Source organism: Streptomyces sp. NPDC057565 (assembly GCF_042801455.1).
GTDB lineage: Bacteria > Actinomycetota > Actinomycetes > Streptomycetales > Streptomycetaceae > Streptomyces > Streptomyces yanii.
In genome coordinates, this window is the sequence record NZ_JBHVFU010000074.1 from 17,766 (window position 1) to 38,409 (window position 20,644).

Annotated in this window: 19 protein-coding genes; 15 read left to right on the forward strand and 4 right to left on the reverse strand. The window is 69.9% G+C overall.

The window, feature by feature from the left end; all coding sequences use genetic code 11:
• Positions 1-26 precede the first annotated feature (26 nt).
• The 4 genes from idi to galE all read right to left on the reverse strand — a co-directional run bounded on the left by idi (position 27) and on the right by galE (position 4,378).
• Positions 27-620, reverse strand: a complete 594-nt coding sequence (gene idi / locus ACFU8W_RS46435; RefSeq protein ID WP_266979021.1) for an isopentenyl-diphosphate Delta-isomerase — start codon at positions 618-620, stop codon at positions 27-29.
• Between the two features lie 149 nt (positions 621-769).
• Entirely contained in the window at positions 770-2,050 is a 1,281-nt protein-coding gene (locus ACFU8W_RS46440) for a bifunctional class I SAM-dependent methyltransferase/N-acetyltransferase (protein WP_384051642.1), read from the reverse strand.
• Positions 2,051-2,288: 238 nt separating this feature from the next.
• A complete protein-coding gene (locus ACFU8W_RS46445) occupies positions 2,289-3,230 on the reverse strand; it encodes a cation diffusion facilitator family transporter (protein WP_384051646.1) in 942 nt (313 codons plus the stop codon).
• A gap of 164 nt (positions 3,231-3,394) precedes the next feature.
• Entirely contained in the window at positions 3,395-4,378 is a 984-nt protein-coding gene (galE, locus tag ACFU8W_RS46450; RefSeq protein WP_384051649.1) for a UDP-glucose 4-epimerase GalE, read from the reverse strand.
• A 338-nt stretch (positions 4,379-4,716) separates the two neighbouring features.
• Here galE and ACFU8W_RS46455 point away from each other — a divergent pair, with 338 nt between their 5' ends.
• The 15 genes from ACFU8W_RS46455 to ACFU8W_RS46525 all read left to right on the forward strand — a co-directional run.
• Positions 4,717-6,477: a DUF5941 domain-containing protein gene (locus tag ACFU8W_RS46455; RefSeq protein ID WP_384051652.1), complete on the forward strand. Its 1,761-nt coding sequence runs from the start codon at positions 4,717-4,719 to the stop codon at positions 6,475-6,477.
• Positions 6,474-7,211 (forward strand): sugar phosphate nucleotidyltransferase, encoded by a 738-nt coding sequence (locus tag ACFU8W_RS46460; protein WP_384051655.1) that lies wholly within the window; start codon positions 6,474-6,476, stop codon positions 7,209-7,211. Before ACFU8W_RS46455 ends, ACFU8W_RS46460 begins: the two co-directional genes overlap by 4 nt.
• Positions 7,199-8,260 (forward strand): iron-containing alcohol dehydrogenase family protein, encoded by a 1,062-nt coding sequence (locus tag ACFU8W_RS46465; protein WP_384051658.1) that lies wholly within the window; start codon positions 7,199-7,201, stop codon positions 8,258-8,260. Before ACFU8W_RS46460 ends, ACFU8W_RS46465 begins: the two co-directional genes overlap by 13 nt.
• Positions 8,238-9,017 carry a CDP-alcohol phosphatidyltransferase family protein gene (locus tag ACFU8W_RS46470; RefSeq protein WP_078840313.1) on the forward strand — a complete coding sequence of 260 codons (780 nt, stop codon included), beginning with the start codon at positions 8,238-8,240 and terminating at the stop codon, positions 9,015-9,017. Before ACFU8W_RS46465 ends, ACFU8W_RS46470 begins: the two co-directional genes overlap by 23 nt.
• Positions 9,014-9,898, forward strand: coding sequence for a glycosyltransferase (locus ACFU8W_RS46475; protein WP_345516362.1), 885 nt, complete (start codon positions 9,014-9,016; stop codon positions 9,896-9,898). The genes ACFU8W_RS46470 and ACFU8W_RS46475 overlap by 4 nt, the downstream gene beginning before the upstream one ends.
• A 105-nt stretch (positions 9,899-10,003) precedes the next feature.
• On the forward strand, positions 10,004-10,933 hold the full coding sequence (locus tag ACFU8W_RS46480; protein ID WP_384051663.1) for an ABC transporter permease: 930 nt from the start codon (positions 10,004-10,006) through the stop codon (positions 10,931-10,933).
• Positions 10,926-11,711 carry an ABC transporter ATP-binding protein gene (locus ACFU8W_RS46485; RefSeq protein WP_327243074.1) on the forward strand — a complete coding sequence of 262 codons (786 nt, stop codon included), beginning with the start codon at positions 10,926-10,928 and terminating at the stop codon, positions 11,709-11,711. Before ACFU8W_RS46480 ends, ACFU8W_RS46485 begins: the two co-directional genes overlap by 8 nt.
• Before the next feature lie 444 nt (positions 11,712-12,155).
• Positions 12,156-13,076 carry a squalene synthase HpnC gene (gene hpnC / locus ACFU8W_RS46490; protein ID WP_384051667.1) on the forward strand — a complete coding sequence of 307 codons (921 nt, stop codon included), beginning with the start codon at positions 12,156-12,158 and terminating at the stop codon, positions 13,074-13,076.
• 29 nt (positions 13,077-13,105) lie between these two features.
• Positions 13,106-14,026, forward strand: coding sequence for a presqualene diphosphate synthase HpnD (gene hpnD / locus ACFU8W_RS46495; RefSeq protein ID WP_384051680.1), 921 nt, complete (start codon positions 13,106-13,108; stop codon positions 14,024-14,026).
• Between the two features lie 160 nt (positions 14,027-14,186).
• The gene (hpnE, locus tag ACFU8W_RS46500; protein WP_345516368.1) at positions 14,187-15,575 is read left to right on the forward strand and encodes a hydroxysqualene dehydroxylase HpnE; all 1,389 of its coding nucleotides are present in this window, start codon (positions 14,187-14,189) and stop codon (positions 15,573-15,575) included.
• On the forward strand, positions 15,572-16,675 hold the full coding sequence (locus ACFU8W_RS46505) for a polyprenyl synthetase family protein (protein WP_345516369.1): 1,104 nt from the start codon (positions 15,572-15,574) through the stop codon (positions 16,673-16,675). Before hpnE ends, ACFU8W_RS46505 begins: the two co-directional genes overlap by 4 nt.
• A 104-nt stretch (positions 16,676-16,779) precedes the next feature.
• Positions 16,780-18,780, forward strand: a complete 2,001-nt coding sequence (gene shc, locus ACFU8W_RS46510; protein ID WP_384051672.1) for a squalene--hopene cyclase — start codon at positions 16,780-16,782, stop codon at positions 18,778-18,780.
• A complete protein-coding gene (locus tag ACFU8W_RS46515) occupies positions 18,780-19,439 on the forward strand; it encodes a 1-hydroxy-2-methyl-2-butenyl 4-diphosphate reductase (RefSeq protein ID WP_384051676.1) in 660 nt (219 codons plus the stop codon). Before shc ends, ACFU8W_RS46515 begins: the two co-directional genes overlap by 1 nt.
• Positions 19,440-19,444: 5 nt before the next feature.
• A complete protein-coding gene (gene hpnH, locus ACFU8W_RS46520; RefSeq protein ID WP_345516373.1) occupies positions 19,445-20,464 on the forward strand; it encodes an adenosyl-hopene transferase HpnH in 1,020 nt (339 codons plus the stop codon).
• Between the two features lie 4 nt (positions 20,465-20,468).
• On the forward strand, positions 20,469-20,644 hold a 176-nt coding region (locus ACFU8W_RS46525), incomplete at its 3' end, for a flavodoxin-dependent (E)-4-hydroxy-3-methylbut-2-enyl-diphosphate synthase (protein ID WP_376668585.1).

Sequence of the window (20,644 nt, forward strand, 5' to 3'; positions counted from 1 at the left end):
TCCCGCGCCTGCCGTTCGGTTCGCCGCTACCAGCCCGCGGACGGGCCGGTCAGCTCCCTGATCGCCGGGCGCGCGGCATCGAGCACCGTCATGAACCACGCCGAGAACGGTGCCTCGGCATGCCGCTTCGCCAGTTCGTCGGCGGCCACGAACGCCGTCTCGCCGACCTCCTCCGGGTCCGGCTGCAGCTCCGCCTGCGCCATGCCGACGAAGAGGTGGTTGAACTCCTGCTCCACCAGGCCCGATGCCGGGTCGGGGTGGTTGTAGCGGACGGTGCCCGCCTCGGCCAGCAGCGAGGGCGAGATCCCGAGCTCCTCGTACGTACGCCGGGCGGCGGCGGTGAAGGGTGCCTCGCCCGGGTACGGGTGGCCGCAGCAGGTGTTCGACCAGACACCGGGGGAGTGGTACTTGCCGAGCGCCCGGCGCTGCAGCAGCAGTCTGCCCTGCTCGTCGAAGAGGAACACGGAGAACGCCCGGTGCAGTTGACCGGGTGCCTGGTGGGCGGCGAGCTTCTCCGCCGTGCCGATGGTGGTGCCGTTCTCGTCGACCAGTTCGAGCATGATCGCTTCTGCTGTGCCGTTCGACGAGCTGTTCGCCGCGGTGGCTGGTGTGGTCGGCATACCCATCCTTCGCTATGGTCCCCGGCCTGGTGCGCCGGTCCCCTCGAGTCTGCTCAAGTCTGCCGTACAAAAGCGGCTTGTCCGTACTTCGGGTCCTGGCATGTCCGGTCCCGCCGCACCTGGTGGATGCGGCGGGACCGGACGGCACGTCAGATTCCGAATGCCGCCGGATACTGGATCGTGCCCGTCGGCACGGGCATGGAATCGTCGAGGACCAGAGCCATCATCGCCTCGTCCGGCACCTCGAAGCCCGCCCGGATCCCGAACCGGGACGCCGGTACGAAGCCGAACCGCGGGTAGTAGTCGGGATGCCCGAGCACCAGGACGAGTGACTCGCCCCGCAGCCGGGCCGCGTCCAGCACGGCCCGTACCACCGCCTGACCCGCGCCCTGCAGCCGACGGTCCGGGGCCGTCGCCACGGGGGCCAGTGCGAGCGCCGGTGCGTCACCCACCCGGCACCGGGTCAGCAGGGCGTACGCCGCGATGTCCCCGGTCCCTCCGTTATCCCGTGCCACGTAGGACAGGCCGGGCAGCCAGGCCTGCGGATCGGTGCGCAGCGCGTCGACGAGACGGGCCTCGTCCGGAGTCGGAAAGGCTGCCGCATTGACCGCGTGCACCGCATCGATGTCCGCCGCCGTCTCCGGTCGGGTGGTCCAGCGGGGGTCGGCGGGCCGCAGGACGTACGCGGCATAGCCGTACTCCGTACCGTGGTCGCGGCGCATGGCCAGTTCCTCCCGGGTGGACGCGAGCGCCCACGCCATGCCGGGCGCCGACGGATCGGTGGCCGCGACCTTCTCGGCGAGCGGCACGTAGTACTCGTCCCAGTCGCTCTCGGGCTGCACCCGCACCCCGAGGACGTGATAGCCCGCCGCGACGGCTCGCGCCGTCTGTGCGGACACCGGGAGCATCGGGCCGTCCTGGTCCCAGAAGGCGCGCGCCTCGTCCGACGGCGCTTCCGTCGTCCAGACGCAGTGGCTGACGACCAGGGAGCCGCCCGGGGCGAGCAGCCGCTTCCAGTTCCTCAGTGCGGTGTCGAAGCCGATGATGTACGCGGACCCCTCGGCCCAGACCAGGTCGAACGACGCGTCCGCGAAGTCCGGGGTACCCGGGCCGGAAAGCCTGCCCATGTCGGCGTGGACGGTACGGATCCGGTCGCCGAGCCCGCGCGCCTCGGCGGACGCGCGCAGCTCGTCGAGGAACGGCTGATGGGTGTCGACGGCCGTCACCTCGGCGCCGGCTTCGGCGGCGAGCAGCAGCGCGGCACGGCCGGGACCGCAGCCCAGATCGAGGACGCGCGGACGCCGTGGCAGCAGACCGGTGCGGGCCAGCATCCACCGGGTGGTGGCGTCGGAGCCGGGGCTCTGCCGGGGCAGGTGGTGGTGCAGGGAGAAGAACGCCTCGTAACGGGCGGTGTGATCGTTGTCGGTCAACGTGGGAAACCCTTGAGTGAGAGGGTTCCGGCCAACGTGGCGACTCGGCGTGCGTGAGCCGGGGTGCTAGCCGGGAACCCGGGAGCTGAAGAAGGACCGGATGCTGCGCCGGGCAGGCGCCGTCGCGACGGTCATCAACCTCAGCTCCTCTCTCAGGCGGGGGGAGGCAGGTACGCCTCTGCGCAGGACCCTACACCCGCGCGAGGAAGGCAGTTCGGGTATCGCGCTGAATCGCCGTTCAGTGACAGAGTTTGGCCTCGTGCTCCGCGTGCCCGCTCGGCTCCAGCTGGAACGTGCAGTGCTCGACGTCGAAGTGGTCGCCGAGACAGCCCTGCAGCTCATGCAGCAGCTTCTCGTGCCTCATCGAGTCGAGCAGCTCCTGCTGCACCACCACATGGGCGGAGAGCACCGGCATCCCCGAAGTGATGGTCCAGGCATGCAGGTCATGGACGTCCAGCACCCCGGGCAGGGCGGTGATGTGGGCCCGTACCTCACCCATGTCGACGCCCTTGGGGGCCGCCTCCAGCAGCACATTGAGCGTCTCCCGGAGCAGCTTGACCGTACGGGGGACGATCATCAGGCCGATCAGCAGCGAGGCGATCGGGTCGGCGGCCTGCCAGCCGGTGGCCAGGATGATGCCGGCCGAGACCAGCACGGTGACCGAGCCGAGTGCGTCCGCCAGCACCTCCAGATAGGCGCCGCGCACATTGAGGCTGTCCTTCTGTCCGCGCATCAGCAGCGACAGGGAGACCATGTTGGCCGCCAGGCCGACGAGGGCGAAGACGATCGTCAGCCCGCCCCGGGTCTCGGTGGGCGTGATGAAGCGCTCGACCGCTTCGTAGAGCAGATAGCCGCCCACGCCGAGCAGCAGCAGGCAGTTGGCCAGCGCGGCGAGGATCTCGGCCCGGGCGTAGCCGAAGGTTCGGTTGAGTCCGGCCGGCCTGTTGGCGAAGTGGATCGCCAGCAGCGCCATGCCCAGCCCCAGCGCATCGGTCGCCATGTGGGCGGCGTCGGCGATCAGCGCGAGCGAGTCGGAGAGCAGACCACCGATGATCTCGACGACCATCACGGTGAGTGTGATGCACAGTGCGATCCGCAGCCGTCCCTTGTACGCGGCGGCCGCGGTGCCGGTGGGCGGCGGCCCGCCGTGCGAGTGCCCGTGATCGTGCCCAGCCCCCATGGGACGCCTCCGGTCGTCTTGCGGATCCGGACCCGTATCGGCCCGAGAAGGCCAGTGAACTACGGGGAGGGGGTATCGGGCAACACGGCACTGAACACCGTTGTCATGTGCCCTGACCTGCGGAAACGATGGCAGGTCAGGGCGGTGCAGCGTTCCGGCACGGATCAGGAGGTGACTGCCTCGGGGTGGCGCAGGCACCAGCCCTCCCAGGCCGACTCGACCATGTCCCGCACCCCGAGCCGGGCTGTCCAGCCCAGCTCCTTGGACATCCGGGCGGCGGAGGCGACGGCCCTGGCCGCGTCACCGGGCCGGCGCGGCTCGGTCTCCGGCTTGATCCGGTGGCCGGTGACCTCGCCCACCAGATCGGCGAGCTCGTGCACCGAGACGCCCTCGCCGCGGCCGATGTTCACGGTCAGGTCCCCGGGGCCGCCCTGCTCCGCGAGCCTGCGGGCCACCGCGAGATGCGCGTCGGCGAGGTCGGCGACGTGGATGTAGTCGCGGACGCAGGTCCCGTCCGGCGTCGGATAGTCGTCGCCGAAGATCCGGGGGGCCTCGCCGCGGGTCAGCCGGTCGAAGAACATCGGAATGACATTGAAGACGCCTGTGTCCGAGAGTTCCGGCTCGGCCGCTCCCGCCACATTGAAGTAGCGCAGGCAGCCGGTGGACAGGGAGTGCGCCCGCCCGGTCGCCCGGACCAGCCACTCCCCGGCGAGCTTGGTCTCACCGTACGGATTGATCGGGGCACAGGGAGTCTCCTCGGTGATGAGATCCACGTCCGGTACGCCGTACACGGCGGCCGAGGAGGAGAAGAGGAAGCTCCGCACACCCGCCGCGACCGCGGCCTCCAGCAGGACGGTCAGCCCCGACACGTTCTCCCGGTAGTAGTGCAGCGGCTTCTCGACGGACTCGCCCACCTGTTTCTTCGCTGCGAGATGCACCACACCCGTCACCGCGTGCCTGGCGAGCGTGCGGTCGAGCAGCCCGCGGTCGGCGGCCGAGCCGCGGATCAGCGGTACATCGGCCGGGATCCGGTCGCGGATGCCGGTCGAGAGGTCGTCGAGCACGACCACCCGCTCCCCGGCAGCCGCCATGGCCCGCACCACATGTGCACCGATATATCCCGCTCCGCCTGTGATCAGCCATGTCATACCCGTCAGCCTAGGTCTATGTCGCTGCGTGTGTGAGCCGAGGCGGAGCCAGGTACCCCCGCGGTTTGTGAGCCGGGGCCGGGATCGACGATGATGATCGCGGGCGGCGCCGCATGATGCCGGTCCGCCCCGAACGGAGCACAAACGGGCAGTGAACTCCCGCTTCCGTTCATCCGATAGCCTCTGCCGACGTGCCGCCGGCCCGCATCCGGGCCGCATTGTCGCGCGCCGACCCTGTCAGCACCAAGGAGTGAGTTCGTCTGTCGACCGCCATCCTCACCGGTGCACCGGTACCCGGATCGTCGCTCGCGGACGATCTGAGGTCGCTGGGCTTCGACGTGCAGACCGCCGCTGATGTCACCGAGGCCGCCGAGCTGCTCTCCGCGGCTCCCGCCGACACCCGCGTCGCGCTCGTCGATCCCCGCTTCGTCGGACACGTCCATGCCCTCCGGCTCGGACTGACCGACCCCCGCTTCCCCGCCGTCACCGTCCCCGGTGCGCTCACCGCACAGCCGGAGGCGCGCCCCGCGCTCGTACGCGCCCTGCGCAGCGCCACCACGGCCGTCGGCGCGGGCGTCCCCCTGGGACGGGCCGAGGGCGCGGACGCCGTGCCCGTCACCGACCGCACCGTGCCGGGCCGCCTCGCCGTCGCGCTGGAGGCCGAGGGCACTGCCGTGCAGCGCCCGGAGCTCGGCTCGCTCGTCGCGGCCGTCCCCGTCGACCAGGCCGCCCGCGCCACCGCCCAGTCCGCTGTGGACGCGGTCGACGACGAGGCGGTACGGCTGCGCAGCGCCGTGAAGGCCCGCGACGGCTTCTTCACCACCTACTGCATCAGCCCGTACTCGCGCTACATCGCCCGCTGGTGCGCGCGCCGCGGCCTCACCCCGAACCAGGTCACCACCGCCTCCCTGCTCACCGCGCTGATCGCGGCGGGCTGCGCGGCGACCGGCAGCCGCGGCGGGTACATCGCCGCGGGACTCCTGCTGCTCTTCTCCTTCGTCCTGGACTGCACCGACGGGCAGCTCGCCCGCTACTCGCTGCAGTACTCGACGATGGGCGCCTGGCTGGATGCCACGTTCGACCGGGCCAAGGAGTACGCGTACTACGCGGGCCTCGCCCTCGGTGCGGCCCGCAACGGTGACGACGTGTGGGCGCTCGCCCTCGGCGCGATGGTGCTGCAGACCTGCCGTCATGTCGTCGACTTCTCGTTCAACGAGGCCAACCACGACGCGGTCGCCAATTCGAGCCCGACGGCAGCCCTCTCCGACAAGCTCGACAGCGTCGGCTGGACGGTCTGGCTGCGCCGCATGATAGTGCTGCCGATCGGCGAGCGCTGGGCGATGATCGCCGTACTGACCGCGGTGACGACCCCGCGGATCGTCTTCTACGCTCTGCTGATCGGCTGCTCCGTCGCTGCCTGCTACACCACCGCCGGCCGCCTGCTGCGCTCGCTGACCCGCAAGGCGCAGCGCACCGACCGGGCCGCCCAGGCGCTCGCCGACCTCGCGGACTCCGGGCCGCTGGCCGGCCTCGTCGCGGCGAGGGGACCCCGCATCCGGGGCGGATGGGCCGCCCCGGTGGTGGCCCTCGTCGGTACGGCCGCCCTGATCAGCGCCGCTCTGCTGCAGCCGTTCGGCAGTCGGCAGATGATCGTCGCCGCGGTGTTCTACGCGGTCTGCTCCGGCGTCGCCGTCGCCCGCCCCCTCAAGGGCGCACTCGACTGGCTCGTGCCCCCCATATTCCGGGCGGCGGAGTACTGCACGATCCTTGCTCTGGCCGCCCGCAGTGATGTCGACCAGGCCCTTCCTGCGGCTTTCGGACTGATTTCGGCCGTCGCCTACCATCACTACGACACGGTGTACCGCATTCGCGGGGGCACCGGCGCGCCGCCCCAGTGGCTGGTGCGAACGATCGGTGGGCACGAGGGCCGGACCCTGGTGGTGGCCGTACTCGCCGCCGTACTCACTCAGCATTCAGGTTTCACCGTGGCACTCACCGCTTTCGCGGTGGTGGTGGCCGTGGTGGTGCTTGCCGAGTCCATCCGCTTCTGGGTGTCCTCCGGAGCACCTGCCGTTCACGACGAAGGAGAACCCGCATGATCGGCCTCGTACTCGCAGCCGGTGCAGGACGGCGTCTGCGCCCCTACACCGACACGCTTCCGAAGGCCCTCGTGCCGGTCGACGGCGAGAAGACCGTGCTCGACCTGACGCTCGCCAACTTCGCGGAGATCGGCCTCACCGAGGCCGCGATCGTCGTCGGCTACCGCAAGGAGGTCGTGTACGACCGCAAGGCCGAGCTGGAGGCGAAGTACGGCCTGACGCTCACCCTCGTCGACAACGACAAGGCCGAGGAGTGGAACAACGCCTACTCCCTGTGGTGTGCCCGTGAGGTCCTGAAGCGGGGCGTCATCCTCGCCAACGGCGACACCGTGCACCCGGTGTCCGTGGAGAAGACGCTGCTCGCCGCCCGCGGCAACGGACAGAAGATCATCCTGGCCCTCGACACGGTGAAGAACCTCGCCGACGAGGAGATGAAGGTCATCACCGACGGCGACAAGGGCGTCCAGCGGATCACCAAGCTGATGGACCCGGCCACGGCGACCGGCGAGTACATCGGCGTCACCCTGATCGAGCCCGAGGCCGCCGAGGAGCTCGCCGACGCCCTGAAGGCGACGTTCGAGCGCGACCCCGACCTCTACTACGAGGACGGCTACCAGGAGCTCGTCAACCGCGGCTTCACCGTCGACGTGGCCCCCATAGGCGAAGTGACGTGGGTCGAGATCGACAACCACGACGACCTCGCGAAGGGCCGTGAGATCGCGTGCCTGTACTGACCCGGCTCATCCCGTCCCCGGTCGTCGTCGACATCCGCGGCGGCGCCCTGGACGACCTGGCCGGCCTCCTCGCCGACCAGCGGATCTCCTCCTCCGGCAAGCTCGCCGTCGCGATCAGCGGCGGCTCGGGCCGGGGCCTGCGCGAGCGGCTGTCCCCGGTGCTGCCGGGCGCCCACTGGTACGAGGTCGCCGACGGCACGATCGACTCCGCCGTGCGGCTCGCCGACGAGATCAAGGGCAACCGGTACGACGCCGTGGTCGGCCTCGGCGGCGGCAAGATCATCGACGTGGCGAAGTACGCCGCGGCGCGCGTCGGCATGCCGATGGTCGCGGTTGCGACGAACCTCTCGCACGACGGTCTCTGCTCGCCCGTGGCGACCCTGGACAACGACAACGGACGGGGCTCGTACGGGGTCCCCACCCCGATCGCCGTCGTCATCGATCTCGACATCATTCGCGAGGCGCCCGCCCGCTTCGTCCGCTCCGGCATCGGCGACGCGGTCTCCAACATTTCCTGCGTGGCCGACTGGGAGCTCGCCCATGACGTCAAGGGCGAGGAGATCGACGGGCTGGCGGCCGCCATGGCCCGGCAGGCGGGTGAGGCCGTGCTGCGCCACCCCGGCGGGGTGGGCGACGACGCCTTCCTGAAGGTGCTCGCCGAGGGCCTGGTGCTCACCGGCATCTCCATGTCGGTCGCCGGGGATTCCCGGCCGGCCTCGGGCGCCTGTCACGAGATCAACCACGCCTTCGACCTGTTGTACCCCAAGCGCGCTGCCAGCCACGGCGAGCAGGTCGGCCTCGGCGCCTGCTTCGCCATGTATCTGCGAGGTGCGCGCGAGGAGTCGCTGCTCATGGTGACCACCCTGCGCCGGCACGGGCTGCCGGTCCTGCCCGAAGAGATCGGCTTCACCGCCGACGAGTTCGTCCAGGCCGTCGACTACGCCCCGCAGACACGTCCGGGACGCTTCACGATCCTCGAACACCTCAACCTGTCCACCGACCAGATCAGGGACGCGTACGCCGACTATGCCAAGACCATCAGTAGCTGAACTCCGTCCGGTCGTTCACCCGGAGGGTGTGAAGGACCGGCGCAGCGGTGAACACTGGGCCGGGCGCATGTACATGCGGGAGATCTCGCTGCACATAGACCGGTACCTGGTGAACACCAAGATCACGCCGAACCAACTGACCTACCTGATGACGGTCTGCGGCGTCCTCGCCGCCCCGGCCCTGCTGGTGCCCGGGATCGCCGGCGCCGTCCTCGGGGTGGTGATGGTCCAGCTCTATCTGCTGCTCGACTGCATCGACGGCGAGATCGCCCGTTGGAAGAAGCAGTTCTCGCTCGGCGGCGTCTACCTGGACCGCGTCGGCGCCTACCTCTGCGACGCCGCGGTGCTGGTCGGCTTCGGGCTGCGCGCGGCTGATCTGTGGGGCTCCGGGCGGATCGACTGGCTGTGGGCCTTCCTCGGTACCCTCGCCGCCCTCGGCGCTGTCCTGATCAAGGCCGAGACCGACCTTGTCGGCGTCGCCCGTCACCAGGGCGGACTGCCGCCCGTCAAGGAGGCGGCGTCGGAGCCGCGCTCGTCCGGTCTGGCGCTGGCCCGCAAGGCCGCCGCGGCGCTGAAGTTCCACCGCCTGGTGCTCGGGATCGAGGCATCCCTGCTGATCCTGGTCCTGGCGGTCCTGGACGCGGTCAGGGGCGACCTGTTCTTCTCCCGGCTCGGCGTCGCCGTGCTGGCCGGTATCGCCCTCGTACAGACGCTGCTGCACCTGGTGTCGGTCCTGGCGTCGAGCAGGCTGAAGTGAGCACCCCCATGAAGCTCGGCGCGGTCATCATCACGATGGGCAACCGTCCTGACGAACTGCGCGCCCTCCTCGATTCGGTCGCCAAGCAGGACGGCGACCGGATCGAGGTGGTGGTCGTCGGCAACGGCGCCCCGGTCCCGGACGTCCCCGCGGGTGTACGGACCGTCGAGCTCCCCGAGAACCTCGGCATCCCCGGCGGCCGCAACGTCGGCATCGAGGCGTTCGGCCCGTCCGGCGCCGACGTCGACGCGCTGCTCTTCCTCGACGACGACGGACTGCTGCCGCTGACCGACACCGCCGAGCTGTGCCGGCAGGCGTTCGAGCAGGACCCGAAGCTGGGGATCATCAGCTTCCGGATCGCCGACCCGGACACCGGCGTGACCCAGCGCCGCCACGTGCCACGGCTGCGCGCCGCCGACCCGATGCGCTCGTCGCGGGTGACGACCTTCCTGGGCGGCGCCAACGCCGTCCGCACCCAGGTCCTCGCCGAGGTCGGCGGGCTGCCGGGCGACTTCTTCTACGCGCACGAGGAGACGGATCTCGCCTGGCGGGCACTGGACGCCGGCTGGATGATCGACTACCGCGCGGACATGGTCCTCAACCACCCGACCACCGCACCCTCCCGCCACGCGGTCTACCACCGTATGGTGGCCAGGAACCGGGTCTGGCTGGCGCGCCGCAATCTGCCCGCGCCCCTGGTCCCCGTCTACCTCGGCGTCTGGCTGCTGCTGACGCTGCTCCGCAAGCCCTCGGGCCCCGCGCTGAAGGCATGGTTCGGCGGCTTCCGGGAAGGCTGGACCAAGCCCTGCGGACCACGCCGTCCGATGCAGTGGCGCACGGTATGGCGGCTGACCAGACTCGGCCGACCTCCCGTGATCTGAGAAGCTCTCCTCTGAGAGCATGAGGCGTATTTTTTCTTACGGGACCTGTCCGCCTGAACCGCGACCGCGACTGGCTGCGCATCTTGAATACGAGAGTTTCATCTGGTGAGTGACACAACCCATGACGGTGCGGTCGCGCTGAGCACCCCGCCATCCGCCGACGACGGCCTGAGCGCCGCCGCACTGGCAGGCAAGTACGGCCTGACGGTGAGCGGCGCCCGGCCCGGGCTGTTCGAGTACGTCCAGCAGCTCTGGGGCCGCCGCCACTTCATCATGGCGTTCTCCCGCGCCAAGCTGACCGCCCAGTACAGCCAGGCCAAGCTCGGCCAGCTGTGGCAGGTGGCCACGCCGCTGCTCAACGCCCTGGTCTACTACTTGATCTTCGGGCTGATCCTGGGCACCAGGAAGGGCATGACCCAGGAGGTCTTCATCCCCTTCCTGGTGACGGGCGTCTTTGTCTTCACCTTCACGCAGAGCTCGGTGACCGCGGGCGTACGGGCGATCTCGGGCAACCTCGGACTGGTCCGAGCCCTGCACTTCCCCCGCGCGTCGCTGCCCATCTCGTTCTCGCTGCAGCAGCTCCAGCAGCTGCTGTTCTCGATGATCGTGCTGGCGGTCGTGGCGATCGGCTTCGGCAGCTACCCGTCGCTCTCCTGGCTGCTGATCGTTCCCGCGCTGGTCCTGCAGTTCGTCTTCAACACCGGCCTGGCCCTGATCATGGCCCGGCTCGGCAGCAAGACCCCCGACCTCGCCCAGCTGATGCCGTTCATCATGCGCACCTGGATGTACGCGTCCGGTGTCATGTTCTCCATCCCGGTCATGCTCAAGGACAAGCCGGAGTGGATCGCGAGCGTGCTGCAGTACAACCCGGCGGCGATCTACATGGACCTGATCCGCTTCGCGCTGATCGACGGCTACGGCTCCGAGAACCTGCCGGCGCACGTCTGGATCGTCGGGCTTGCCTGGTCGGCCTTCATCGGCCTCGCGGGCTTTGTGTACTTCTGGAAGGCAGAGGAACGGTACGGCCGTGGCTGAGGACAACACTTCGGGGCGCATCCCCACCGTCATCGCCGACGATGTGCACATCGTGTACCGGGTCAACGGCGCCGGCGGAGGCAAGGGCAGTGCCACCGCGGCGCTGAGCCGGATACTGCGCCGCGGCAAGGGCGAGGCGCGCGGAGTCCGGAAGGTGCACGCCGTACGCGGTGTCTCCTTCACCGCCTACCGGGGCGAGGCCATCGGCCTCATCGGCACCAATGGCTCCGGCAAGTCGACCCTGCTGCGGGCCATCGCCGGTCTGCTGCCGACCGAGCACGGCAAGGTGTACACGGACGGACAGCCGTCGCTGCTCGGCGTGAACGCGGCGCTGATGAGCGATCTGACCGGCGAGCGGAACGTGGTGCTCGGCGGGCTCGCGATGGGCATGACGCGTGAGGAGATCCGCGAGCGCTACCAGGGGATCGTCGACTTCTCGGGCATCAACGAGAAGGGCGACTTCATCACCCTCCCGATGCGGACGTACTCCTCCGGTATGGCCGCCCGGCTCCGGTTCTCCATCGCCGCCGCCAAGAACCACGATGTCCTCATGATCGACGAGGCACTGGCCACCGGTGACCGCAAGTTCCAGATCCGCTCCGAGAAGCGCATCCGCGAGCTGCGCAAGGAGGCGGGCACGGTCTTCCTGGTCAGCCACAGCAACAAGTCCATCAGGGACACCTGCGACCGGGTGCTCTGGCTGGAGAAGGGCGAGCTGCTGATGGACGGCCCGACCGACGAGGTCCTCAAGGCGTACGAGCGGGAGACCGGGAAGTAGGCCCTCCGCCGTCCCCCTCACGGCAGCGGCCTCCGCCGGAGCATTCCGGCGGAGGCCGCTGCCATGTACGGATCGTGGGCACCCGGCGCGCGTGCACCGGACTGTGCGCCACGCCAGGGGCGATCTCCTCCCGCCGGATGACGTCAATTTCCTTGCGCACGGGGAAGGTTGACGGGAAAGGCAGCGTTGTTTGAGTGCGCACTGCACCCGGGCGTATGGCGGAGCGTTGTACAACGTAAGCTGTACCGGTGCTGATTCGTGGCAAGTGGGGCGATACCGCCTGGGAGTACCGACCCTAGACGGTCCTCCGCACTCGGGAGAGCGGGCGGCGTGTCCGGAATGGGATGTTTTGGGTCGGCAGTGTAGAACGGGAGATGTGACGGCAATGACGGAAAATCTCCAGCTCCGAGGTGTATATGCCGTCCCCGCGCCGGGCGGTCCGTGGTGACTCGTACCCGGCAGGCGCGCCATGACGCCGCCGTCCCCGCCACGCTCGACAAGGCCGCGGACGAGAACTTTCCTGTGGCCCCGTTCTTTCTGCCGCGCGCGTGGCGTAACGACCTGATGGCCGTGTACGGATACGCCCGCCTCGTCGACGACATCGGCGACGGCGACCTCGCCCCCGGTGGCGCCGACGCCCGCCACCTCGGACTCGATCCGGCACAGACCGATGACCGGCTGGCGATGCTCGACGCCTTCGAGACCGATCTGCACCGCGTCTTCGACCCCGCGGGCGACGGCCCGCACCACCCGCTGCTCCGCGCACTGCGCCCCACCGTGCGGCGCTGCTCGCTCACCCCCGAACCGTTCCTCGGGCTCATCGAGGCGAACCGGCAGGACCAGAAGGTCCGGCGGTACGGGACGTACGAGGAACTGCTCGGCTACTGCGAGCTCTCCGCCAATCCCGTCGGCCGGCTGGTCCTCGGGATCACCGGGACCGCGAGCCCCGAGCGGATCCGCCGCTCCGACGCCGTCTGCACCGCCCTGCAGATCGTCGAGCACCTCCAGGACGTCACCGAGGATCTCGGTCGCGACCGGATCTATCTGCCGGCCGAGGACATGGCCCGGTTCCATGTCACCGAGGCAGACCTCGCAACCCCTTCCGGGGGCGCATCGGTGCGCGCACTGGTTGCATACGAAGCAGAACGCGCCCGGAACCTGCTGAATGAAGGCACTCCCCTCGTGGGTAGCGTCCACGGCAGGCTCAAGCTGCTTCTCGCCGGATTTGTGGGAGGGGGGCGGGCCGCCCTCACCGCGATCGTGGCCGCTGGGTTCGACGTACTGCCCGGACCGCCCAAGCCCACCAAGCCCAGCCTGCTGCGCGAGGTGGGAGTTGTCTTGCGAAGAGCGCGTAGAGAGGGGTGAGCCGGACCGTGGAGGGACAGACGACGTACATGTCGGCGCCGGTACAGGCCGCATACAGTTACTGCGAGGCCGTCACCGGACAGCAGGCGCGTAACTTCGCGTACGGAATCAGGCTGCTGCCCACCGAGAAGCGGCAGGCCATGTCGGCGTTGTACGCCTTCTCCCGCCGGGTCGACGACATCGGCGACGGAGAGCTGGACCGGGAGACCAAGCGGACCCGGCTGGAGGGCACCCGCACACTCCTGGACCGGATCCGGGACGGCGCGATCGAGGAGGACGACACCGACCCGGTGGCTGTCGCGCTCGCCGACGCCGCGCGCCGGTTTCCGCTGCCGCTCGGTGGGCTCGACGAGCTGATCGACGGCGTGCTGATGGACGTGCGCGGCGCGACGTACGAGACGTGGGACGACCTCAAGGTCTACTGCCGGTGTGTCGCCGGAGCCATCGGGCGGCTCAGCCTGGGCGTCTTCGGGACGGAACCGGGTGCGCCAGGCGCGGACCGGGCCGCGGAGTACGCCGACACGCTCGGCCTCGCTCTGCAGCTCACCAACATCCTCCGCGACGTCCGCGAGGACGCGGGCAACGGGCGTACGTATCTGCCCTCCGACGACCTTGCCAAATTCGGCTGCTCCGCCGGTTTCCACCGGGCCACACCGCCGCCGGGCTCCGACTTCGCGGGGCTGGTCCACTTCGAGGTCCGGCGCGCCCGTGCCCTCTTCGCCGAGGGCTACCGGTTGCTGCCCATGCTGGACCGCCGCAGCGGCGCCTGCGTCGCCGCCATGGCCGGTATCTACCGGCGGCTGCTCGACCGGATCGAGCGCGACCCGGAGGCGGTGCTGCGCGGCCGGGTCTCGCTGCCGGGCCACGAGAAGGCGTATGTCGCGGTGCGTGGCCTGTCGGGTCTGGACGCGCGGTACATTTCGCGCCGGACGGCCCGAGGGCGTGTCTGATGCGTATCGCGGACAACTCGCGCAACATGTGCATCAAGGACAACCGGTCCCTTCGGCGGGCAACCCTCCGACGGGATGACGCGTCCCTGACTGAAACGACGTGCCTGACCGACATGACCAGCCCAGCCGGTTCGACCCGGAGGAAACGGAGGGAGGACGCATGACCGACGAGGCCCTGCGCTCCTCCCGCGCCGTCGTGATCGGCGGCGGACTCGCCGGCATCACCGCGGCCCTCCGTCTCGCCGATGCCGGGCTTGACGTGACTCTGCTCGAAGGGCGGCCCCGGCTCGGCGGACTCGCCTTCTCCTTCCGTCGCGGCGAACTGACGGTCGACAACGGGCAGCATGTCTATCTGCGCTGCTGCACCGCGTACCGCTGGTTCCTCGACCGGGTCGACGGCGCCCGTCTGGCACCCCTGCAAAACCGTTTGGACGTGCCCGTTCTCGATGTCGGACGCTCTTCGGGGCCCCGGCTCGGACGGCTGCGCCGCAATGCGCTTCCCGTCCCGTTCCACCTGGCCGCCGGACTCGCCGGCTATCCGCATCTCTCGCTCGCCGAACGGGCGTCCGTCGGACGTGCCGCGCTGGCACTCGGCCGCCTCGACCCGGAGGACCCGGCGCTCGACACCGTCGACTTCGGCAGCTGGCTGGCCCGCCACGGCCAGTCCCCGCGCACCATCGAGGCCCTCTGGGACCTGGTCGGCGTCGCCACACTCAACGCCACCGCACCGAACTCCTCGCTGGCCCTCGCCGCGAAGGTCTTCAAGACCGGACTTCTCTCCGAGCCCGGCGCCGCCGACATCGGCTGGGCGAGCGTGCCGCTCGGCGAGGTCCACGACACGCAGGCCCGCAAGGCGCTCGACTCCGCGGGCGTACGGACCGAGCTGCGCACCAAGGCCGACAGCCTCTCCCGTACCGAGGACGGACGCTGGATCGTCGACACGGGCGCCGAACGGATCGAGGCGGACACCGTCGTCCTCGCCGTTCCCCAGCGGGAGACCCACGGGCTGCTGCCCGAGGGCGCACTCGACGCGCCGGACAGGCTGCTCGACATCGGCACCTCGCCGATCCTCAATGTGCACGTCGTCTACGACCGCAAGGTGCTGCGTCGCCCGTTCTTCGCCGCACTGGGCTCCCCGGTCCAGTGGGTCTTCGACCGTACGGACGCCTCCGGACTCACCGGGCCAGGGCAGTACCTCGCGATCTCCCAGTCCGCGGCCGACGACGAGATCGACCTGCCCGTCGCCGAACTGCGCCGTCGCTACCTGCCCGAACTGGAGCGGCTGCTTCCCGCCGCCCGCGGAGCCGGCATCAGGGACTTCTTCGTCACCCGGGAGCGGACGGCGACTTTCGCCCCCGCACCCGGCGTCGGCCGGCTGCGCCCCGGGACCCGCACTCGTACCCCCGGCCTCCTTCTGGCCGGAGCATGGACGGCCACGGGCTGGCCCGCGACCATGGAGGGCGCTGTCCGCAGCGGGTTCAGCGCCGCCGGCGCCGCGCTCTCCTCGCTCGGCCGCACCCATGAACATCCGCTGCAGGAGGCGGCATGAGCAGTACCACCGGAACAAGAGGAGAGTCAGTGACCCCGGCGAATCCGGCTTTTGACACCGTGGCAGACACCGCGGACGTCACCGCGCTTCTGGAGCGCGGACGGGCCATGTCCGCTCCGGTGCTCCGGGCCGCCGTTGACCGGCTCGCACCGCCCATGGACACCGTCGCCGCCTACCACTTCGGCTGGATCGACGCTCAGGGCCGCCCCGCCGACGGCGACGGCGGCAAGGCCGTCCGCCCCGCGCTCGCCCTGCTGTCCGCGGAGGCGGCGGGCGCCGCCGCCGAGGCAGGCATCCCCGGCGCCGTCGCCGTCGAACTCGTGCACAACTTCTCGCTGCTGCACGACGACCTGATGGACGGCGACGAGCAGCGCCGTCACCGCGACACCGTGTGGAAGGTGCACGGCCCCGCCCAGGCGATCCTGGTCGGCGACGCGCTCTTCGCGCTGGCCAACGAGATCCTGCTGGAGCTCGGCACGGTGGAGGCGGGCCGCGCGGCCCGCCGGTTGACCACCGCCAGCCGCAAGCTCATCGACGGGCAGGCACAGGACATCTCCTACGAGCACCGCGAACGGGTCACCGTCGAGGAGTGCCTGGAGATGGAGGGCAACAAGACGGGTGCCCTGCTCGCCTGTGCCGTGTCCATCGGCGCGGTGCTCGGCGGCGCCGACGACCGCACCGCCGACATCCTGGAGGCGTACGGCTACCACCTCGGCCTCGCCTTCCAGGCCGTCGACGATCTGCTCGGCATCTGGGGCGACCCGGAGTCCACCGGCAAGCAGACCTGGAGCGATCTGCGTCAGCGCAAGAAGTCCCTGCCGGTCGTCGCCGCGCTCGCCGCGGGCGGACCGGCCTCGGAGCGCCTCGGTGAACTGCTCGCCGCGGACGCCAAGAGCAGCGACTTCGACAGTTTCTCCGAGGAGGAGTTCGCCGCCCGGGCGGCGCTCATCGAGGAGGCGGGCGGCCGGGAGTGGACCGCCCAGGAGGCCCGTCGGCAGCATGCGGTCGCCATCGAGGCGCTGCACGGTGTCGACATGCCGGAAACCGTGCGGGCGCAGCTCACTGCGCTCGCGGACTTCGTCGTCGTACGAAAGAGATGATCACCATTCGCATATGACTCGCAGTCGCCGGCCGGTGCCCGTAGGGGGCGCCGGCCGACGGAGACCCCAGCACAGCAGAGGACCAACTGCACGAAGGGGAAGCCATGACAGCGACGACCGACGGAAGCACCGGGGCTGTGAACCCCCGCGCAGCCTCGGCCAGCGAACCGACCGAATCAACCATCGCCGCGGACGATGTGCTCGCCGCCGCGCGACGGGCCGCGGAACGCTCGGTGGAGCATCTCCTCGGCAGGCAGGACGCCCAGGGCTGGTGGAAGGGAGACCTCGCCACCAACGTCACGATGGACGCCGAGGACCTGCTGCTCCGTCAGTTCCTCGGCATTCTGGACCCGGCCACCGTCGAGGCGGCCGGACTCTTCATCCGCGGCGAGCAGCTCGTCGACGGCACCTGGGCCACCTTCTACGGCGGCCCGGGCGACCTCTCCGCCACCATTGAGGCCTATGTCGCACTGCGGCTGGCCGGAGACCGGCCGGACGAGCCGCACATGGCCCGAGCCTCCGGGTGGATCCGGGAACAGGGCGGCATCGCGGAGAGCCGCGTCTTCACCCGCATCTGGCTGGCCCTCTTCGGCTGGTGGAAATGGGACGACCTGCCGGAGCTCCCACCGGAGCTGATGTTCTTCCCGAAGTGGGTCCCGCTCAACATCTACGACTTCGGTTGCTGGGCCCGGCAGACCATTGTGCCGCTGACCGTCGTCTCGGCGAAGCGGCCGGTACGGCCCGCGCCCTTCGCCCTCGACGAACTGCACACCGACCCGCTCGTCCCGAACCCGCCCAGGCGCCCCGCCCCGGCGGCCAGTTGGGACGGTGTCTTCCAGCGCCTCGACAAGGCGTTGCACGTCTACCACAAGGTGGCCCCGCGCCGACTGCGCCGGATCGCCATGAACGTGGCCGCCCGCTGGATCATCGAACGCCAGGAGAACGACGGCTGCTGGGGCGGCATCCAGCCGCCCGCCGTGTACTCCGTCATCGCCCTGCACCTCCTCGGCTACGACCTCGACCACCCCGTGATGCGGGCCGGCCTGGATTCGCTGAACCGGTTCGCAGTCTGGCGCGAGGACGGCGCCCGCATGATCGAGGCCTGCCAGTCACCGGTCTGGGACACCTGCCTCGCCACCATCGCGCTCGCCGATGCCGGAGTCAGGCCCGACCATCCCGCGCTCGTGAAAGCGGCGGACTGGATGCTCGGCGAGGAGATCGTCAGGCCCGGTGACTGGTCCGTGCGTCGACCTCAACTGGACCCAGGCGGATGGGCGTTCGAGTTTCACAACGACAACTACCCCGACATCGACGACACCGCCGAGGTGGTCCTCGCGCTGCGCCGGGTCCGGCACCCCAACCCGGCCAGTATCGAGGCCGCCATCGAACGCGGGGTGCGTTGGAACCTCGGCATGCAGTCCCGCAACGGAGCCTGGGGCGCATTCGACGCAGACAACACCAGCCCGTTCCCCAACCGGCTGCCGTTCTGCGACTTCGGAGAGGTCATCGACCCGCCGTCCGCCGATGTCACCGGACATGTGGTCGAGATGCTCGCCGTGGAGGGGCGCTCCGACCACCCCGCCGCCCGGCGCGGCATCGAGTGGCTGCTCGCCGAACAGGAGGCGAGCGGTGCCTGGTTCGGCCGCTGGGGCGTCAACTACGTCTACGGAACAGGGTCGGTGGTGCCCGCCCTGATTGCCGCCGGGCTGCCCGCTTCCCATCCGGCGATCCGCCGGGCGGTCGGCTGGCTGGAGTCCGTCCAGAACGACGACGGCGGCTGGGGCGAGGACCTGCGCTCGTACCGGGAGGAGAAGTGGATCGGGCACGGCTCGTCCACTGCCTCCCAGACCGCGTGGGCCCTCCTCGCCCTCCTCGCCGCCGACCGGCGGGACAGCACGGCGGTGTCCCGCGGCATCGCCTGGCTGACCGAGAACCAGCAGGCCGACGGGTCCTGGGACGAGCCCTACTTCACCGGCACCGGGTTCCCCTGGGACTTCTCCATCAACTACCACCTCTACCGCCAGGTCTTCCCTCTCACCGCGCTCGGGCGGTACGTGTACGGTGACCCGTTCGCCGCGCGCACGGCCACCGACGAGGGGGCCTGATGGGCGATACCCCGGGGCCGCCCGGCCCCGCAGCGCCTCTGCTGATCGCCTGCGCGCTCGGTATCGAGCAACTGGCCCTGCGCAGCGGCAGAGGACGGGCCGGCGACGCCCCGGGCACGGTGACCTTGCTCCGTACGGGCATGGGTCCGAAAGCCGCCGAGACGGCCGTGGAACGCGCGCTCGCCCAGGACCGGACGCCCGGCTCCGCGGTCATTGCCTCCGGGTTCTGTGCCGGACTCGCACCGGGCATGCACCCCGGGGACCTGGTGGTCGCCGACGAGACCCGGGAAGCCGGGGAGTCGACGGCCTGTACCGGCGTGGATCTGCTCGCCGAGGCACTCGCCGGGGCGGTGCCCGGCCGTACCGTCCACATCGGCCCGCTGACCGGTTCCGGCCATGTCGTACGCGGACATGAGCGGGCCGAACTGTGGGCGACCGGAGCGATCGCGGTGGACATGGAGTCCGCCGCCACTCTTCGCACCGCCCTGCGCACCGGGCCGCGTCCGGTTGCGGCTGTACGGGTGGTCGTGGACGCTCCGGAGCACGAGCTCGTCCGCATCGGCACAGTACGCGGTGGAATATCAGCCTTCCGTGTTCTTCGTGCCGTCCTACCTGCTTTCTATGAATGGCACCGATCTTTGCTGCTCCCCAGGAGGTGAGCTAGATGGCCATGCCGCTCCGTCAGACCATCAAGGTTGCGACGTACCTCTTTGAACAAAAGCTCCGCAAGCGGGACAAGTTCCCGCTGATTGTCGAGCTGGAGCCTTTGTTCGCCTGCAACCTGGCGTGCGAGGGCTGCGGAAAGATCCAGCATCCGGCCGGAGTCCTGAAGCAGCGCATGCCGGTGGCCCAGGCCGTCGGCGCGGTGCTGGAATCGGGTGCCCCGATGGTGTCCATCGCGGGGGGCGAACCCTTGATGCACCCGCAGATCGACGAAATCGTGCGGCAGCTGGTCGCGCGGAGGAAGTACGTCTTCCTCTGCACCAACGCGATGCTGCTCCGCAAGAAGATCGAGAAATTCACCCCCTCGCCGTACTTCGCCTTCGCCGTGCACATCGACGGCCTGCGTGAGCGGCACGACGAATCGGTCGCCAAGGAAGGCGTGTTCGACGAGGCGGTGGCGGCGATCAAGGAGGCCAAGCGGCGCGGCTTCCGGGTCACCACGAACTCCACCTTCTTCAACACCGACACCCCGCAGACCGTCATCGAGGTCCTCAACTACCTCAATGACGATCTGAAGGTCGACGAGATGATGATCTCGCCCGCCTACGCGTACGAGAAGGCGCCCGACCAGGAGCACTTCCTCGGCGTCGAGCAGACCCGCGAGCTCTTCAAGAAGTCCTTCGCGGGCGGCAACCGGGCCCGCTGGCGGCTGAACCACTCGCCGCTCTTCCTGGACTTCCTGGAGGGCAAGGCGGACTTCCCGTGCACGGCCTGGGCGATCCCCAACTACTCGCTCTTCGGCTGGCAGCGACCGTGCTATCTGATGAGCGACGGGTACGTCCCGACGTACCGGGAACTCATCGAGGAGACCGACTGGGACAAGTACGGTCGCGGCAAGGACCCGCGCTGTGCCAACTGCATGGCGCACTGCGGATACGAGCCGACCGCCGTCCTCGCCACGATGGGGTCGCTGAAGGAATCCCTGCGCGCCGCGCGGGAAACCGTCTCCGGGAACCGGTGACGTCATGACCTCTGGAGAACCAGTCGCACTGGGTCTCCCCGAGCTCCCGGCCCGGCCGCTCGCGATGCGTCGCCCCTCGCGGCGCATCCAGGTCGGGTCGGTGGCGGTCGGTGGGGATGCGCCGGTGTCGGTGCAGTCGATGACCACGACCCGTACGTCGGACGTGGGTGCGACGTTGCA

What these genes read in the sequence shown, in the direction of transcription:
- ACFU8W_RS46445 (WP_384051646.1), bottom strand. Translation starts at nt 3,230, where the DNA reads ATGGGGGCTGGGCACGATCACGGGCACTCGCACGGCGGGCCGCCGCCC.
- shc (WP_384051672.1), top strand. Translation starts at nt 16,780, where the DNA reads ATGACAGCGACGACCGACGGAAGCACCGGGGCTGTGAACCCCCGCGCA.
- ACFU8W_RS46460 (WP_384051655.1), top strand. Translation starts at nt 6,474, where the DNA reads ATGATCGGCCTCGTACTCGCAGCCGGTGCAGGACGGCGTCTGCGCCCC.
- ACFU8W_RS46505 (WP_345516369.1), top strand. Translation starts at nt 15,572, where the DNA reads ATGAGCAGTACCACCGGAACAAGAGGAGAGTCAGTGACCCCGGCGAAT.
- hpnD (WP_384051680.1), top strand. Translation starts at nt 13,106, where the DNA reads ATGTCGGCGCCGGTACAGGCCGCATACAGTTACTGCGAGGCCGTCACC.
- ACFU8W_RS46470 (WP_078840313.1), top strand. Translation starts at nt 8,238, where the DNA reads ATGCCAAGACCATCAGTAGCTGAACTCCGTCCGGTCGTTCACCCGGAG.
- idi (WP_266979021.1), bottom strand. Translation starts at nt 620, where the DNA reads ATGCCGACCACACCAGCCACCGCGGCGAACAGCTCGTCGAACGGCACA.
- hpnH (WP_345516373.1), top strand. Translation starts at nt 19,445, where the DNA reads ATGGCCATGCCGCTCCGTCAGACCATCAAGGTTGCGACGTACCTCTTT.
- ACFU8W_RS46515 (WP_384051676.1), top strand. Translation starts at nt 18,780, where the DNA reads ATGGGCGATACCCCGGGGCCGCCCGGCCCCGCAGCGCCTCTGCTGATC.
- galE (WP_384051649.1), bottom strand. Translation starts at nt 4,378, where the DNA reads ATGACATGGCTGATCACAGGCGGAGCGGGATATATCGGTGCACATGTG.
- hpnE (WP_345516368.1), top strand. Translation starts at nt 14,187, where the DNA reads ATGACCGACGAGGCCCTGCGCTCCTCCCGCGCCGTCGTGATCGGCGGC.